This window comes from Pseudomonas sp. KH_024_B2 (assembly GCF_057839965.1).
On the sequence record NZ_JBYQPS010000002.1, the window covers coordinates 218,605 to 235,038 of the forward strand.

Consider the following 16,434-nt stretch of genomic DNA (forward strand, 5'->3'; position numbering starts at 1 on the left):
GGAGCACCAAAATGCTGCCCAATCCGACACTCGACAAGCTGCAAACCCTGCGCCTGCACGGCATGATCAAGGCGCTGAGCGAGCAACACGCCACGCCCGATATCAATGATCTGAGCTTCGACGAACGCCTCGGCCTGATGATCGACCGCGAGCTGACCGAACGTGAAAACACGCGTCTGAGCAGCCGGCTGAAACTGGCACGACTGCGCCACAACGCTTGCCTGGAAGACATCGATTACCGCAGCCCACGCGGCCTGGACAAGTCCCTGATCCTGCAACTGGGCAGCGGCCAATGGCTGCGCGATGGCTTGAACCTGATCATCGGCGGCCCGACCGGTGTAGGCAAAACCTGGCTCGCCTGCGCGCTGGCCCACAAGGCCTGCCGTGACGGCTACAGCGTGCGCTACTTGCGTCTGCCGCGCCTGATGGAGGAACTGGGCCTGGCCCACGGAGACGGTCGATTCGCGAAACTGATGGCGGGCTATGCCAAGACCGACTTGCTGATCCTGGACGACTGGGGCCTGGCGCCGTTTACCGCACCGCAACGGCGCGACATGCTTGAGCTATTGGACGACCGCTACGGCAACCGCTCGACGCTGGTCACCAGCCAGATGCCCGTGGACAAATGGCATGCACTGATCGGCGATCCGACCTTGGGCGACGCGATCCTCGACCGGCTGGTGCACAACGCTTATCGGATCGAACTGAAGGGCGAATCGATGCGCAGACGCGCAACGAAATTGACGACGACAGGGACTTCAGACTAACAATGCAAACCTGCGTCGCTGCGCTCCGACTGCCTGGCCGGATGAGCGTGGAACGGGTGGCCGGATGTTGGTGGACTGGGTGGCCGGATGGCGTGGAATGCGCAGGCATCGTCGACGACGATACCGATGGCGAGAACCATACCGAACAACGACAACGCGTTGATTGAAAAACCAAACGCCAGCATCAGTGAAAAGGTGCCGACGATGGCGACCGGTACTGCCAGCAACGGGATGAGCGAAGCGCGCCAGTTCTGAAGGAACAGAATGACGACCAGCACAACCAGAGCGATAGCCTCGAGCAAGGTATGGACGACGGCTTCAATGCTCGCGGACACGAATCGGGTCGGATCGTAGTTGAACCCGTAGCTCACACCCTTGGGCATATCCTTGCCGATATCCAGCATCTCACGACGTACATCATCGGCAATCTGAAGGGCGTTCGCGCCAGGCTGCTGGAAGACCCAGATCGTCATCGAAACCTTTGTATTGAGGTGCGTGCTCTGGGTGTAATCCGCTGCACCAAGTGCGACACGCGCTACATCGCGTAGATAAGTAACGCCGCCGTCGGCGTTGGTTTTGACGACAATAGCTTCGAACTCTTCAGGTGTCTGAAGACGCCCCTTGACGTTAATGTCCAGTTGCATCTTCACATCAGGGGCACTAGGCGTTGCGCCCACCATGCCTGCGGATACTTGAGCGTTTTGGGCCTGTATCGCGCTCACTACGTCGGTTGCCGACATTTGACGTTCCGCAAGCTTGCGCGGGTCAAGCCAGACGCGCATGGAGTAATCACCACCGCCTTTGAGTTGCACATCACCGACACCCTGAATCCGGGCCAGTCGATCACGGATATGAATCAGTCCGTAGTTGTGCAGGTAGTCGACGTCATACTGGTCGATAGGCGAGAACAGCGTAACAGCCAAAGTCATGGTGCTTGATGCTTTGATCGTGGTGACACCCAGCTTCTGCACGGCCTCGGGCAACCTTGGCAATGCTTGGGAGACACGGTTCTGCACTAACTGTTGGGCGAGGTTGGGATCCATGCCCAACTGAAAAGTGACGGTGGTCGTCATCTGTCCGTCGCTGTTTGCCTGCGACTGCATGTACAGAATTTTTTCAACGCCGTTGATTTTTTCCTCAAGGGGAGCAGCAACAGTCTCTGCGATTACCTTGGGGTTGGCGCCAGGAAACTCGGCATGGACGAGTACTTGCGGAGGCACCACTTCGGGGTACTCGGCAATTGGCAACTTGAACGCAGCAATGATGCCCATCAGCAGAATCACGACCGACAATACGGCCGCGAAGATGGGGCGATCAATGAAAAAACGGGAGAACTTCATCGATGGTTTTTCTTCGGCAATAGGGGAGCGGCGACGCGCTGGAACGGCGCATCGGGAGGCGAAATAGAGTTAGAGAGCTAGGTTATTTAACGCTTCGCGGCCAAGATGCCGGGCCGGGTATCCATAGCGACTTCGCGCGGGATGACCTCATCGTCGGCACGCACACGCTGCATCCCGTTGACGATAATTCGATCCTGAGCCTGAAGCCCGCTGTCGACGATACGCATTCCATCGTAGAGGTCGCCCAGCTTGACCTCGCGGTAATGCACGCGCCCTCCAATGTCGACGACCATGACGAATTTTCGATCCTGATCGGTGCCGACTGCGGCCTCGTTGATCAACAGAGCTTGACGCTGTTGACCCGCACTTACCTTCACGTGGGCATACATGCCCGGCACCAGCAAACCATTGGCATTGTCGAAGCGAGCCCGCACCCGGATCGTGCCCGATTTACCATTGAGTTGGTTGTCAATCGAGTCCACCACACCTTGACGTCCGAACACGTTTTCGTTGGCAAGTCCCAGTGCCACGTTCACCGGCTGATCGTGAGGTTGCCCAAGAAAACGGACGTAGGTTTGCTCGTCAACTTCAAACGCCGCGTAGATCGGGGAGATCGAGACGACACGCGTAAGCACAGGAGAGTTGGCGCCCGCGGTCACCACATTGCCAAGAGTTAATTCTGCGCGAGAAACCTTACCACTCACAGGTGCGACGACATGGCAGTAGTCCAGATTCACATTTGCGGTCATTAGGCGGGCCTCGGCGGCCTTGAGCTCTGCAAAGGTGGTCTTCTCCAGTTGCAGTGCTGCGTCCAGATCCCGTTTGGCAATCGCGTTCTGAATCAGCAAGCGTTTGGCGCGTGCCGCATCTATTTGAGCGTAGGAATTTCGTGCGCTAGCGCCAGCGACGTCAGCCTTGGCCTGGTCTACTGCAGCCTGGTACAAGCGGGTGTCGATGGTGAAAAGTGGATCACCGCGCCTCACATGAGCGCCATCTTTAAAATGAACACCGGTGATGCTACCTGATACGAGAGGGCGCACGTTGACGATATCGATAGCCTCAAGCTTGCCCGAATAGGTTTGGTACTCGTTGATATGCGCGAAAACAGGGGACGCGATGTCCACCTCCGGACGCAACACACCAACGGTTTCGTTTGCCATGGCCTTGTTTTCGGTATGAATATCGAGAAGGTGGTAACCGATGGCAACGGCAGTTAGCGCCACAGCGAGTGAAATTGGGCGATCTTTTATAAATTTCATGGGCTCAACAAATTAGAAACTGAGGGGATAGGTACGAAAGGCGGGCAATGCTAAAGTAGACCGAGTTTCCGATAAACACGCTTTAGATCCCAAAACTGTCGCCTTTCAGTCCTCAATGAGCTTCGCCCATGTCATCAAGTGATAATTTCGCCGGCATCCACACTTTCGTTACAACCGCTCGCTCCGTGAGTTTTACCGAAGCGGCTGAACGCTTGGATGTTTCCAAGTCCGCAGTTGGGAAAGCTATCGCTCGCTTGGAGCAACGGTTGGGGGTCATGCTCTTTCACCGTACTACTCGCAAATTATCGCTGACCGCGGATGGTGAGGCTTATCTGGCGGCGTGCAGCGGAGCGTTAGATGAAATCCGGGATGTGGAAAATTGCCTGACGTCCAAAGCGCACGAGCCGTCAGGACAATTGCGGGTCGACATGCCTGTCGCGCTGGGGCGACATTTGATATTGCCGGTAATGATGGATATAGGTCAGCGCTTCCCAGGATTGTCCTATACGCTCACGTTCACTGATCATCTGATTGATCCGGTGGAAGAGGGCGTTGACCTCGTGATTCGTTTTGGTGACCCGGGCAATCACCAGGGGCTGATTGCGCGCCCACTGACTTCGCAGCGTCTGATCATTTGTGCGGCGCCAACTTACTTGAGCGCCAGAGGTACGCCGCAGACCCTCTCGGATGTGAACGATCATGCCTGTATTGTCACCCATAGGCGGGGGCAGCCGCTGGGATGGCGAGTGATGATAGACGGTGATGTTAAACGCTTCGTACCACCAGCCACCCATCAGATTGGTGACGGCCAGGCTATGATCGACGTTGCTATGGCTGGGCTAGGATTGTGCCAAATGCCGCTATGTGTCGTTAGCAAACATCTTGAGACAGGCGCGTTGATCAGCGTACTCGAAGCGCTCGAACCCGAGCCATTGACCGTCTATGCACTGTGGCCAAAGACCGCGCATCTGAGACCGAAGGTGAGGTGTTTGATTGATACGCTGATCGAGTTGGGTGAAGCAGGAAAGCTCAAGTAACCAGGTCGAACCGTTTCATGCCATTCCCGCTTTCTCGGTCGCCGTGAATGTTGAAGGTCAATATCAGATTGAGTTGATCTATCCCGCAGTAATTGGGGCATCTTCATGCAGCGTCCTTACGCCATGAAGCTCGAATACATTCAACAGCAAAGCCCGCCATGCCCCGATTCCTCCGAAGAAATGGGCATGGCGGGCCTTTAGTGCTTGAGCGCTGAGGTGTTACTTAGCTATTGGCTGGTGCACTTCGATGATATTGCCATCCGGATCTTGCAAGAAGATCTGATACCAGTTTGCCATGGCCCAAACCCCGTAATCCGCATATGGAATTTTCAGCTCCTCGAGGCGCTTCTTGAAGCCCTCGATGTCATCTGTGCGAAAGCAAAAGTGGCCGCTGTGCAGAGGATTGATGGCTTGGTTCATACGGAAGCTGAGGTCAATGTCCTTGGTCGCCAAGTGAAACTCAACAGCTCCGTCAGTTACGAAATCTACTTCCGCGCTATAGCCATGCGCTGTGTCGGTGTTGCAGCGCACGTGCTCCTCGTCCTCGATACGGTCGAGGTCAAAAATGGAGCGGTAAAACGAAGAGAGGCGACCGACGTTTTCAGAGCAGAGGTTCATGTGATGGAAATGGAATTTCATGGCTGATCCTTTGAATTGTAATTGGAAATAAGGGGCTCATACCTGGGGCCTACGCCTTCGATGCGCCGATTGGCGATTAAAAAGCCCGACAGATTCTTGCTAATGCGCCGGGCTAACCGACGGCCCATCATAAAACGATGTGCATATGAAATTGCAAGTGCATTGGTGAAATTTTTAATTTGTGTATTCGGTGACAATCCGGAAAAACCCGTGATAGGATTCGAATACACAATAACAATTTCACCTGTGCATCTTTCGATTTGCACATGGTTTAGGAGGAAGCTCCATGCGTGAGGAATTGGCAGAAGTCTCGGATCGGCTGGAGACTTGCTCTCTCAGCACTGTTCGGCGAGTCGCGTCGATGCTTGATCTCCCACTGGACGGGTTCAGCGAGGGCATGGCATTACCCCAGGGATGGCACTTCATCTTGCTGGGAGCTGATACACCTCGATCCCGTGTTCGGTCTGATGGTTTTCCTGGGCTCGGTGTCGCCTTACCAGATCTTGGTTTGCCTCGGCTGTTGCAGTCAGGCCGTGAGGTGACTTTCAACAAACCGATACCGATTGGTAGCAATGTCACCCGCAAAAGTTTCGTCGCTGGAATCGAGCGCAAAGCCACTCGATCCGGAGAAGTAGCGATCGTTACGACAGCGCACGAGCTAACCCCCCAAGGAAGCTTAGAAGTCGCAGTTAGAGAACTTCAGACGTTTTTTCTAATGCCTCCAGCCGCACAGCGACCCACGGAAAATGGCGCAGGTGAGCCAATTTCTTTGGAGCATCAGAAGGTCGTGACCCCTGATGACACTCTCCTATTTCAGTACTCCGCGCTGGGTTTCAACTCTCACAAGATCCATCTGGATCGTGAATACGCGCGCAATGTCGAAGGCTTTCCAGATCTGGTGGTCAATGGCGGTCTCGTCACGCTCCTCCTTACGGAATATCTGGACAAAGAACTCGGAGTCATACCGAGCAAGCTAAAGCTCCGCTATCTAGCACCGTTGTTTAGTGGCCGCCGCCTGACCATTGCCCGCGATGAACATGATGGGGTTCTGATGGTGAAGGTGTTCAACGACATCGGAAAGCTGGCCGGAGAGATGGAGGTTCATGTCAATGACCAGTAAGCCTCTCAATGGTATTCGGATACTCGACTTAACCAGCGTTGTTGTCGGGCCAGCCTGTTCGTCCAGACTTGCTCAATATGGGGCTGAGATCATCAAGGTTGAAAGCCCTGAAGGAGACCTGATGCGGGGTCTGGGAGGCATTTCTCCCACGGGGCAGCACTCAGGTACCTATCTGCATCTGAACCGTGGCAAGCGCAATATCTGCCTGAATCTGAAGGCAGAGGGATCCCGCGAGGTGATGGACGCATTGGTGAAAAACGCTGATGTGATAATCGCCAACATGCGTCCTCTAGCATTGAAAAAGTTGAATATTGATTCGGAAACAATCCTTCAAAGATATCCCGACAAGATCTATTGCCTCATCACAGGGTATGGCTCGGATGGCCCCTACGCAGGGGAGCCCACCTATGACAGCGTTATACAGGCAGCTACCGGGATGACTGGGCTCAGCCTCGCAAGAGACGGTGTTCCTCGCTATGTTCCGATGCTGATTTGCGATCACGTCGTGGGCGAAATTGCCGCTGGCGCAATCATGTCTGCACTCTATGGGCGTCGACAGACAGGTGAGGGTGTAAGTCTCGAAATCCCAATGTTCGAGACAATGTCGGCGTTCGTACTGCAAGAGCATCTTGCGCAGCAGAGTTTTGATCCACCGGTTGGGCCAGGCGGTGATCAGCGTCTTTTAAGCCCCTATAACAAACCCGTGCAGACCGCTGACGGCTGGATCTCTTTCACCGTGAATACTGATTCCCAGGTCAGAGCTTTTCTAGCAGCGGTGGGTAAAGCCGACCTGATTGATGACAAGCGTTTTGCGACAGTTGCGGGACGAGCTGCGTATGTCCACGAATGGTTCGAAATACGTGGAGCGCCTTTGCTTCAAAAAACCACTGCCGAATGGTTAGCGGATTTCAAGGCAGCAGATATTGCGGCCAAACCTTGTCACACCCTCGAAACGCTGCCAACAGATCCACATCTTCAGGCCGTTGGTTTGATCAATCATGAACTGCATCCCTCGGAGGGCAAGACTGCCTGGATCAGGTCAACAGTGAAGTACAACGGCAGTTACCTAAGTGCAGGGGCCCCGACTCAGCCGAAAGGCTGGGAGACGAACGCTCTCTTAGCTGAGCTTGGCTTTGATGCTGACCACATCAATGAACTTGTCACTTCGGGCGCGGCCCACGTTGCCCATGGCCGTTGATCTGATCAGCCGCAAAAGAGAAGGAGTCCACACGATGCCAGTCCAGAACGTAGATCGAATCCAAACAATCGGGATCGTTGGCGCAGGCGCTATGGGGCGAGGTATTGCCCAGATTGCCGCTGCTGCAGGCGTCGAAGTACTGCTTTATGACGCGAATGCGGAGGCAACGCTCGCCGCCACCGGACAGATTTGCGCCATGTTCGACAGACTTGAAAGTAAAGGAAAGATGTCAGAAGCCGAGGTCGCTAACGCCAAATGGTGTTTAAAGGCTGTTGGAGAACTGTCGGACATGGCCCCCTGCGATTTGGTCATCGAAGCGGTCGTGGAGCGAATCGACGTCAAGCAAGGCATCTTCAAGGCGCTTGAGGCAACTGTAGACGAAATCTGCATTTTAGCGACGAACACCTCTTCACTTTCAGTGACAGAGATTGCGCAGGTGTGTACGCATCCCGAGCGCTTTGTGGGATTCCACTTCTTCAATCCTGTTCCATTGATGAAAATTGCTGAAGTGATCGAAGGGATACGGACGAGCCCGGCAGTGTCGGACGCGCTTGTTTCATTCACGCACAAAATTGGGCATACCCCGGTGCGCACCAAAGATATGCCAGGTTTCATCGTGAATCACGCAGGACGTGCGATGAACACTGAAGGCTTGAAAGTCCTGGGTGAGGGTGTGGCGTCGCCCCAACAGATCGATGCGATAATGCGTGAGCAGGCCGGCTTTAAGCTCGGCCCGTTCGAGTTACTAGATTTAACGGGCCTTGATGTATCTCAGCCCGTAATGGAGGCGATTTATCACCAATTCTACGAAGAGCCGCGTTTTCGTCCATCGCCAATTGCCAAGGCGAGACTTGCCGGGGGTTTACTCGGGCGTAAAAGTGGAGATGGTTTTTACACATACGTCGATGGAAAGCAGAGCACCTCGAATGAGATCTCGAAGCTCGGTGCTCTTCCAGCAAAAGTCTGGATAAGTAAGCGGCACCCGTCTGCAGCGCAGAGAGTATTGGAGCTCATCAAGCAGACCAGTGTAATGATTGATGATACTGACCAGCCAGATGACGAGTCGTTGATCCTTCTCACTCCCTTCGGCACTGATGCAACCACCGCAGCAGTAGAGGAGGGGCTGGACGCGACCCGGGTTATCGCAATAGACGCGCTGTTCTCCTTCTCGACTGGCAAACGAGTAACGTTGATGACGACTCCTGTCACTCGCGAGTCGACGAGATCACAGGCGCACGCATTGTTCGGGTCTAGCGGATCGCCCGTCACCATCATCAGAGATTCCACCGGTTTCGTTGCCCAACGCATTGTCGCCATGATTGTTAATACGGGATGCGACATCGCCCAACAAGAGATCGCAACCCCAGCTGATATCGATTTAGCTGTGAAATTAGGTTTGGCATATCCAATGGGCCCTTTTGAACTTGGCGATCATATTGGCGCGAAAATCATCTTGAAAATTTTGAAGAATATTCACCAGAGCTCAGGTGATCCTCGTTACCGACCGTCACCTTGGTTAACAAGGCGCGCCTTGTTGGAGATCTCACTAAAAACAGAGGAGTTAAAAATAAACTAAGTGATCGGTTGAGTTGGCACAGGAAACACAAAGCAGGGAAGCCGAAGACAGTTATAGAGATACGCAGATATATCGGGACGACAATAAATATAAGAGGTCTAATATGACGGAAGCGACGCTGGATCATGTTGAAACAAAGCCAAAGGAGTCGATGGCAATTCGCGCTACGGTAGCCAGTTCTGTTGGAGCGGCCCTGGAGTGGATTGACTTTGCTGCATACGGAGCCGTTGCGGCCACCGTGTTCCCTAAATTGTTTTTCTCGGCTATGGATCCCAATATGGGGATCTTGGCAGCTTTCATCACTTTCGGAATTGGCTTCTTCGCTAGACCGCTGGGTGGAATCTGTTTTGGTATGTTGGGTGACCGCATCGGCCGCAAGAACATTCTGCTCTATACCCTTTGTTTAATGGGTGGTGCGTCCTTTTTGATTGGGTGCCTACCGACGTATCAGACGATAGGCATTGCCGCGCCTATTTTCTTAGTCGCGTTGCGTTTTCTTCAAGGCTTTGCTCTTGGAGGTGAAGCAACTGGTGCGCAGTTGATGACAATGGAGCACGCCCCGAAAGGTAAGCGAGGCCTGTATGGATCGTTCATCAATATCGGTTCTTCGTTCAGCTCCGCCTGTGCGAACGGCATGATGTTCGGGCTTATCGCTGTCATGGGCATCGTTGAGTTCGAGAGCTGGGGATGGCGTATTCCATTCTGGATGAGTTTCCTGCTAGTAATTGTCGGGGTCTATATTCGGATGCGCGTGACTGAAACACCGGCATTCAAGAAGGCTCAATCCCAAGGAGTGACAGAGAAGGTTTCAGGGCTTGATGTCTTCAAACAGTACCCTAGGACTATCCTGCGACTATTGGTTATCTGGTGTGCCCCGACCGCATGCTTTTACGTAATCACTGTGTTCTCTCTTAGCTACCTCACTAAAAACCTAGGAATGGACAGCCAGATGGCTTTCCTTTGCTTGGCTGGCGCAAACCTGTTGGCGGTACTGATGGTTATCGGTGGCGGCGCCATGAGTGATCGCTTGGGCAGAAAACCGGTCATGTTATTCGCTTCGGTGATGATGCTGTTGGTCTCACTGATCTACTTCTCGCTACTCGATACCAAAAACTGGTACGTCATATTCGCCGCAATGGCCGCATTTGTAGGCTTTTTGCAAATTCAATCTGGGGTGCAGCCTGCGTTTTTTGCTGAGCCATTCCCAACTAAAGTCCGTTACTCCGGATCTGCGGCAGCGTACACCGGCGCGAACCTAGTCGCAGGTGGCCCAACTCCGTTTGTCGTCGCCTGGTTGCTTCAAAACAGTGGTGGATCAACGCTGCCCGTCACAATTTTTTGTGCTGTGATTATCAGCGTGGCAATGATCGCAATCATCTTCAGCCCAGAAACTCGTCACTTAGAAATGTCACGCTGAACTTAACTGCCGTATAAAATTCGGAGAGTCATAATGATTTTGAAAGATAAAGTATGTGTTGTGGTTGGGGCAGCTTCCCTTAGAGGGATTGGTTTTGCGGTTGCTGATCTCTTTGCAAGTCAAGGTGCAAAAGTAATTGCTGTCGACGTTGCCATGGATGAAGACGTTGCAGCCACCATCAAACACACTATCGATGAGAAAAACCAAATCAACTCGGTGCTCATCGGCCGAAAGTGTGATATTTCAAGCTCCTTGGATTGTGCAGGTCTTTTTGATGAGGTAGTCAGAGAGTTTGGCAAAATTGACGCTCTGGTGAACTGCGCCGGAATCGTACAATCACTTTCGATCTTATCAATTGAAGAGCCAGACTTTGACAGGATGATAAACATAAACTTGAAAGGGGCTTTCAACTTGTCGAAGGAGTCGCTTCGAATAATGAAAACCCAGGGTTACGGTTCTATTATCAATGTTGCCTCTGTCGCTGCTCAGCGTGGAGGCGGCTTGGTTGGTGGGGCTCATTATGCGGCATCTAAGGGTGGAGTGATTAGTCTGACCAAGACCATCGCGAGAGAGTTTGGAGTTCACGGTATAAGGGCGAACACTGTCTGCCCTTCGATGACGGAGACTGGAATGATCGATGGTATGAGCGCCGATAAATACAAGGAGATTGTCGCGTCCATTCCGTTGCAGCGAGCCGGACGCGCAGTAGATATTGCCGGCGCGTGTATGTTCTTGGCGTCTGACTACTCATCTTACATTACCGGGTCGACGGTAGACGTTAATGGGGGTAGCCATATTCATTAATATTTACCGTATTTCTTTAGGTTCCCGCTAAAGCTTTAATCAAAAATTTGGCAGTGTGCAACTGGAGGCGATATGTCACCGGCGTTGACGCATGCTGCCAAAATTAAAATAATAAATACAAGAGGCATTAAAGTGAAAGTTACAAAGGTCGCGATAGCTACTTCGCTCACCATCTTGAGCGCCAATTGTCTGAGTGCTGGTTTCTTAGAGGATGCCAAAACTTCAGTCGGGGCCCGGTCTCTTTATTTTGAGAATGATGTAAGGGAAGCTGGTGGGGCTGACCAACGTCAGACCGCCCTTGGCCTTAGGGCAGATTTTGCTTCTGGGTTTACTGAGGGGACTGTGGGTTTTGGGCTTGATGTTCAAGCGCTCACTGCTTTCAATTTGGGTGGTGGAATCGACAACCAATCAGCGTCGACGGTTAACACAGTTACTCCTGTTACGTCTGACGGCTCTCCAGTCGATACCTGGGCTAGGCTAGGCGGTAACGCAAAATTCAAGGTATCGCAGACTGAGCTGAAAATAGGCAATGCGCTGATGCCGAACCTACCCATCCTTGTCTCCAACAACTCTAGGGTCATGCCTCAGGCGTTTGAAGGAGGAATCCTCAGCGTAAAGGAATTGAATGGGCTCAACCTGGTTGGCGGAAAAATCACAGATGGGAGTAGCCGAGCCTCTAGTAATTATTCGGCACTAGCCGTCAACGGTGGCGCGCGAGGCTCAAACAGCTTCACGTTTATCGGTGGTGACTGGTCACCCACTAAAGATCTTCTTCTCCAATACTATCACGCTGAGCTTAAAGATTATTACGTGCAGGATTTTGCAGGCTTGGTGTACACCTATCAAATTATGCCAGGGCATACACTGAAAGGGGATCTCCGGTATTTCGACAATGGCTCAGATGGTAAGTCGGGGTCGAACGGATATGTATTCAACAATGCTGGCGGCTTCGCAAGTAAACCCGGAGAAGTGGACAACCAAACATGGGCAGCTATGTTGACCTATAGTTTTGGGGGGCATGCACTTTTGCTGGGCTACCAAAGCGTCAGCGATGATGGAAGCATGGTCTATGTTAATTCCGGAAGCGTGCGAGACGGAAAAAATAGTCTCGAAGGGCAGGGCGGGGCCTCTGTTTATCTTTTTACCGATGTAATGGCGAACACATTCATACGAGCTGGTGAAAACACCACTTTTGGCCAGTATTCATATGATTTCGTTGCGAACGGTATTCCTGGTTTGAAGGCGTCTCTTATTTACCTCAAAGGCGAAAATATTAAGGACAGAACGGGAAATGGGCGAGAGTACAGCGAGTGGGAGAGGGATATGAGACTTGACTATGTCATTCAGTCCGGGCCTTTGAAGGATTTTGGCGCTTCTCTCATGCGAGGGAATTTCAGAACTGAAGTTCCGGGCAGTCAAGGTGGGGCTGACGTAGACCAAACGCGTCTCTATCTGAATTATACATATTCATTCAAATAAACATGTGGTGGCAAGCCGCAACTTGGCTTGCCAGCCCTGCTTGGTTACTGTTTTCCGCCCACTCTACTTGATAGCAGCTTAGCCGCATTGCCCAGCGATATCTGAGCATCGGATATCGATTTGCGTCCTCGCTGATCGATCCTTTCGGAGTAAGGCACTGTTAATGCTGCAATAGCGTGGTTATTGACATCAAGGATCGGAAAACTGATGGCATGCAGCCCCCTGACTTGAATACTGTGTGCAGATTCAAAGCCGTCAGACCTAATTCGTTCAAGCACCATGTCTAACTGCGGATCTTGGTATTCCGGAGTTCTCGCGAGAGATTCTTCGATTCGAATCTCCCTCACACCCTTATCCTGGAAAGCTAGTAGCACCCTACCAGACGCCGATACAATAACGTCAAGCTCAGCACCTACGCGCACGCTAAATCCCATTCCGCTAGGAACATCAACTTTCGCGATCACCATTTGCTTCCCTTGACCGTACAGCGTCAGATGGCAAGATTGTTCCAGGTCGTTCGAAAGCTTATGCATAATAGGCCTCGCCTCATTCAAGAGACGCTGCGTAGGCGGATTCATATGAGCAAGTTCAAATAACTTAGTTGTAATGCTGTAGGAGTCATCTAGCAAACTGACGTAGTTTCTGCCTACAAGGCAGTTTATCATTCGATAAACTTCTCCTACGCTACGCCCGAGTCGTTGAGCAATTTCACGTTGCGTAAGTGGTTGCTCAGTCGCGCACAGCATCTCAAGGATATCGAGTCCTTTTTCAAGCGCTGGCGCTGCATAAGCTTTGGTTTCAGAGTCTGTTGTTTTAGCTACGAGTTCTTCACTCATATTCCTGTTCCATTCAAAACGTCGAAAGTAAATTCTGGGAGCAGCATGGGGGCCATACACCACTTTTAGTAACGCCGTACCGACCCTGACGGTACCCGATTAGAGGTGCATTGATGGCACTCGGTGCTAAGCGAGAGTCTGGGTGGACTTCAACATAGTCCCACGCTGTGGGGCCTGTAAGGATTTACCACCAGTTGACCCCGCCCAATCATTAATGAAGCCTACACTACATTCACCTATGCATTTGGTCAAGCAAATATAAAACGTGTGACTTCCTTGCGAGCACTCGGGCAGTGCCGGTTCAAGGCGATGAACCTAAATGTAATACGGCATTTAGCTGATTTTGATTCACGAGTTATATCTCGAGACACCTCTGGATAGTCGATGCGGAATGAAGGAAAAAAAGTAAACAGATTTTAAAACGGATAGAGGTCTACACAGATCGGATAGTCCCGACCTTCAACCCCCGGCTAACATTAATTGCCCAAAGCTTGCTTGCATGCTGGAAGAGCAATCCTCGGCGGTTGCCCTACGCATCCGGACAGGTCACCGCGGGTCATACCAAAAACAATAACGAATCTAGCTCGGCAAGCCTTTATGGCCATGCGGGCAGGGGAATCATAATGTCGAAATTCACAACGCGCACCCGCTTTGCAGCTCTGGTGCAGGGCGGGGCAGTCATAACCTGCCTTGTCGCAGGATTTTATCCCGAGTACATTTTCGCCAGTTTGTCGCTCATCGTTCTGGCAATGGTGACTGCAGGCTGGCTATATCACTTCGTAAAAGTGCAAGTAGTCGAGGTGAAGGTTGAGGTGCCGGTAGAAACCCGCGTATTGCCACAAGAGATTTCTGTCAATGCAGTTTCAAAGCCCGAGCCTCCGATGCTAGATCCCCGTCTACGCAATAATCTCAGCGAATTGAGCCAGGCAATCGAGGAGACCGAGCAAGATATGCGTTTTGCTAACCAATTAGCCCGCGACGCAGGAAGTAAAGTCAGCGCTAGTACGCAGAGTATCCAAGCCTCAGCCGCTATCTTTTGCGAGCTCGATCAGTCCATGGAACACCTGGCTCTTGCCTTCGGCGAACTAGGTGGGCAGTCCGTGCAAATCAGCGGGTTGGTCGGAAGCATCCAGGACATCGCTCGGCAAACAAATCTGTTGGCCCTCAATGCCGCAATCGAAGCAGCTCGTGCGGGCGAGCATGGTCGCGGCTTCGCCGTGGTGGCAGATGAAGTGCGAAACCTTTCTAGGCGCGTCGCCGATTCCAGTGCCCAGATTCACCAGATTGCCCAAAGTCTGGAGCGTACGGCCGAAGACGCCCGTGGCGGGATCGACCACCTCAGCGTATCGGCGCGCAACGGCTTAGCGCAGTCCGACGAGGCCCTGCAGTCGATGCAAGGATTGCGTGACGCTGCCGTGGCGCGAATGGAGATTGTAGAAAGGGTCATGTCGCGACTAGCCGAACAACGATTGCTGGCAGGTCAGGTGGAGTCGTTGGTGCCTGAGTTGGTGCAAGTGCCCGTGTCCTCTCCCGGTCGGGGAAGTCGGCGTCAGACTCTTGTTCGATAAACCGACGCTTTGCTTGCCGAAAGCTTTTATCCATGGTCGTAGAGATAAATCCAATAGCTACTGGTATTGTGCCGGCCACGTTCGCCAACATTAAGGGATGGGGGCGAAAATAGAAGCCCTGGAGCCGCGAACCTCCGGGGCTTTGCTTTTGTGCCTCTTTAGCAGACATCGTGTTCCACCGAATCAAAGTTACTCGGCGGCATCTTCCTTCAGGCGCTCAGCGAGCGTTCAGATAACTCATGATTGAGAATGCGGTCGTTCTCGCTGTAGTCGACTTGGCAGTCGATCACGTGCACGCCCGGGGTGTTGATGCAGTGTTCTAGCAGTCGTAGCAGGCCTGCAGCGCTTTCCACACGATGGCCGTTGGCACCATAGGCTTCGGCGTATTTGACGAAATCCGGGTTACCGTAATTCAGGCCGAAATCGGTGAACCCCATATTCGCCTGTTTCCAGCGGATCATCCCGTAGCCGTCGTCCCGCAGGATCACCACAGTGATGTGCATGCCAGGCGCACAGCGGTTTCCAGTTCCTGACTGTTCATCATGAAACCACCGTCACCACAAACCGAAATTACCGAACGATGCGGATGCACAAGGTGTGCTGCCATCGCCGAAGGCAAGCCGGCGCCCATGGTCGCTAAGGCGTTATCCAGCAGCACAGTGTTCGGCTTGTGCGCCTTGTAGTTGCGAGCGAACCAGATCTTGAAGATGCCGTTGTCCAGGGCGACGATACCTTTTTACGGCAACACGCGACGGATGTCAGCGACCAGGCGGCGTGGATACACCGGAAGCGGCTGCTGTCGGCGCCGTCGGTGATCAGGATTTCGTTAGCTTCGCGGATCTCCAGCAGGCGGGTGAAACCCCAATGTAGGTACCGTTCAGCGCTTTGCCGATCTGCCACACAGCATCGGCTATGTCGCGATCACGACGATTTTCGCCGCGTATGCATGACGAACTGATTGCTGCGCGCGCAGGATTCGAAACGAATCTAAACACTGCTGCTGAGCTAGGGCAATACACGACGATGCAGGCGCTGGTTTCGGCAGGGCTGTGGGTGGGTATCGTTCCATCAGGTGCCGCGAAGACTTTGCCACCCAATGTCATTTCCAGCCCCCCATAAGTTGGAAGGTCATCAGACTGCACTCGGTTTGGCCTGGACGGATCTCGATACCCCAATCAAACGAACTCAGCACTCACTGATGCAAGAGCTTTATCCATGACCCTGTGAGACTGTGTTCGCAGGCGAGTAATCGGCCACATTGAGTTGCAGTCGTCTCAAATGCTTCACCTTCAGAACGTTTGCAAGATCGCCTTACTCAGCTCCGCCCCTATGCTCATTCACGCTCGAAATAGTGGGTATACGAATCACTGCATTTATCACCGTCGACACGTTGG

Annotated in this window: 12 protein-coding genes and 2 pseudogenes; 9 read left to right on the top strand and 5 right to left on the bottom strand. The window is 52.7% G+C overall.

What is annotated here, in order from left to right; translation table 11 throughout:
- Positions 1 to 11: 11 nt before the first annotated feature.
- On the top strand, positions 12 to 767 hold the full coding sequence (gene istB / locus AC3I0A_RS28280) for an IS21-like element ISPre4 family helper ATPase IstB (RefSeq protein ID WP_011077977.1): 756 nt from the start codon (positions 12 to 14) through the stop codon (positions 765 to 767).
- A gap of 104 nt (positions 768 to 871) precedes the next feature.
- On the opposite strand, the pseudogene AC3I0A_RS28285 reads toward istB, so the two are convergent.
- Both AC3I0A_RS28285 and AC3I0A_RS28290 read right to left on the bottom strand, forming a co-directional pair.
- Positions 872 to 2,107, bottom strand: a pseudogene (locus tag AC3I0A_RS28285) (efflux RND transporter permease subunit); the annotation flags it as partial.
- 86 nt (positions 2,108 to 2,193) lie between these two features.
- Entirely contained in the window at positions 2,194 to 3,366 is a 1,173-nt protein-coding gene (locus AC3I0A_RS28290; protein ID WP_053160566.1) for an efflux RND transporter periplasmic adaptor subunit, read from the bottom strand.
- A 128-nt stretch (positions 3,367 to 3,494) separates the two neighbouring features.
- Here AC3I0A_RS28290 and AC3I0A_RS28295 point away from each other — a divergent pair, with 128 nt between their 5' ends.
- Positions 3,495 to 4,403, top strand: coding sequence for a LysR family transcriptional regulator (locus AC3I0A_RS28295; protein WP_053160568.1), 909 nt, complete (start codon positions 3,495 to 3,497; stop codon positions 4,401 to 4,403).
- A gap of 219 nt (positions 4,404 to 4,622) precedes the next feature.
- On the opposite strand, the gene AC3I0A_RS28300 is transcribed toward AC3I0A_RS28295, so the two are convergent.
- Positions 4,623 to 5,042, bottom strand: a complete 420-nt coding sequence (locus AC3I0A_RS28300) for a VOC family protein (protein ID WP_053160570.1) — start codon at positions 5,040 to 5,042, stop codon at positions 4,623 to 4,625.
- Positions 5,043 to 5,328: 286 nt separating this feature from the next.
- Between AC3I0A_RS28300 and AC3I0A_RS28305 the strand changes: the two genes are divergently transcribed.
- The 6 genes from AC3I0A_RS28305 to AC3I0A_RS28330 all read left to right on the top strand — a co-directional run bounded on the left by AC3I0A_RS28305 (position 5,329) and on the right by AC3I0A_RS28330 (position 12,636).
- A complete protein-coding gene (locus AC3I0A_RS28305; RefSeq protein WP_489378805.1) occupies positions 5,329 to 6,162 on the top strand; it encodes an HTD2 family dehydratase in 834 nt (277 codons plus the stop codon).
- Positions 6,152 to 7,360, top strand: coding sequence for a CaiB/BaiF CoA transferase family protein (locus AC3I0A_RS28310; RefSeq protein WP_489378807.1), 1,209 nt, complete (start codon positions 6,152 to 6,154; stop codon positions 7,358 to 7,360). Before AC3I0A_RS28305 ends, AC3I0A_RS28310 begins: the two co-directional genes overlap by 11 nt.
- 34 nt (positions 7,361 to 7,394) lie before the next feature.
- Positions 7,395 to 8,936 (top strand): 3-hydroxyacyl-CoA dehydrogenase, encoded by a 1,542-nt coding sequence (locus AC3I0A_RS28315; RefSeq protein ID WP_489378808.1) that lies wholly within the window; start codon positions 7,395 to 7,397, stop codon positions 8,934 to 8,936.
- Positions 8,937 to 9,039: 103 nt separating this feature from the next.
- Positions 9,040 to 10,353: an MFS transporter gene (locus AC3I0A_RS28320; protein ID WP_489378809.1), complete on the top strand. Its 1,314-nt coding sequence runs from the start codon at positions 9,040 to 9,042 to the stop codon at positions 10,351 to 10,353.
- 33 nt (positions 10,354 to 10,386) lie between these two features.
- The gene (locus AC3I0A_RS28325; RefSeq protein ID WP_489378810.1) at positions 10,387 to 11,157 is read left to right on the top strand and encodes an SDR family NAD(P)-dependent oxidoreductase; all 771 of its coding nucleotides are present in this window, start codon (positions 10,387 to 10,389) and stop codon (positions 11,155 to 11,157) included.
- Between the two features lie 132 nt (positions 11,158 to 11,289).
- Positions 11,290 to 12,636, top strand: coding sequence for an OprD family outer membrane porin (locus AC3I0A_RS28330; protein ID WP_489378830.1), 1,347 nt, complete (start codon positions 11,290 to 11,292; stop codon positions 12,634 to 12,636).
- A 44-nt stretch (positions 12,637 to 12,680) separates the two neighbouring features.
- On the opposite strand, the gene AC3I0A_RS28335 is transcribed toward AC3I0A_RS28330, so the two are convergent.
- Positions 12,681 to 13,472: an IclR family transcriptional regulator gene (locus AC3I0A_RS28335; RefSeq protein ID WP_053160581.1), complete on the bottom strand. Its 792-nt coding sequence runs from the start codon at positions 13,470 to 13,472 to the stop codon at positions 12,681 to 12,683.
- A gap of 1,055 nt (positions 13,473 to 14,527) precedes the next feature.
- Between AC3I0A_RS28335 and AC3I0A_RS28340 the strand changes: the two genes are divergently transcribed.
- Entirely contained in the window at positions 14,528 to 15,040 is a 513-nt protein-coding gene (locus tag AC3I0A_RS28340; RefSeq protein WP_489378831.1) for a methyl-accepting chemotaxis protein, read from the top strand.
- A 209-nt stretch (positions 15,041 to 15,249) separates the two neighbouring features.
- Here AC3I0A_RS28340 and AC3I0A_RS28345 read toward each other — a convergent pair.
- Positions 15,250 to 15,957 (bottom strand): annotated as a pseudogene (locus AC3I0A_RS28345) (thiamine pyrophosphate-dependent enzyme); the annotation flags it as partial.
- Positions 15,958 to 16,434 lie beyond the last annotated feature (477 nt).

Bases quoted from the DNA above. Each gene is read 5' to 3' on its own strand.
- AC3I0A_RS28335 (WP_053160581.1), bottom strand. From the start codon at position 13,472: ATGAGTGAAGAACTCGTAGCTAAAACAACAGACTCTGAAACCAAAGCT.
- AC3I0A_RS28310 (WP_489378807.1), top strand. From the start codon at position 6,152: ATGACCAGTAAGCCTCTCAATGGTATTCGGATACTCGACTTAACCAGC.
- AC3I0A_RS28305 (WP_489378805.1), top strand. From the start codon at position 5,329: ATGCGTGAGGAATTGGCAGAAGTCTCGGATCGGCTGGAGACTTGCTCT.
- AC3I0A_RS28315 (WP_489378808.1), top strand. From the start codon at position 7,395: ATGCCAGTCCAGAACGTAGATCGAATCCAAACAATCGGGATCGTTGGC.
- AC3I0A_RS28295 (WP_053160568.1), top strand. From the start codon at position 3,495: ATGTCATCAAGTGATAATTTCGCCGGCATCCACACTTTCGTTACAACC.
- AC3I0A_RS28320 (WP_489378809.1), top strand. From the start codon at position 9,040: ATGACGGAAGCGACGCTGGATCATGTTGAAACAAAGCCAAAGGAGTCG.
- AC3I0A_RS28300 (WP_053160570.1), bottom strand. From the start codon at position 5,042: ATGAAATTCCATTTCCATCACATGAACCTCTGCTCTGAAAACGTCGGT.
- AC3I0A_RS28325 (WP_489378810.1), top strand. From the start codon at position 10,387: ATGATTTTGAAAGATAAAGTATGTGTTGTGGTTGGGGCAGCTTCCCTT.
- AC3I0A_RS28340 (WP_489378831.1), top strand. From the start codon at position 14,528: ATGGAACACCTGGCTCTTGCCTTCGGCGAACTAGGTGGGCAGTCCGTG.
- istB (WP_011077977.1), top strand. From the start codon at position 12: ATGCTGCCCAATCCGACACTCGACAAGCTGCAAACCCTGCGCCTGCAC.
- AC3I0A_RS28290 (WP_053160566.1), bottom strand. From the start codon at position 3,366: ATGAAATTTATAAAAGATCGCCCAATTTCACTCGCTGTGGCGCTAACT.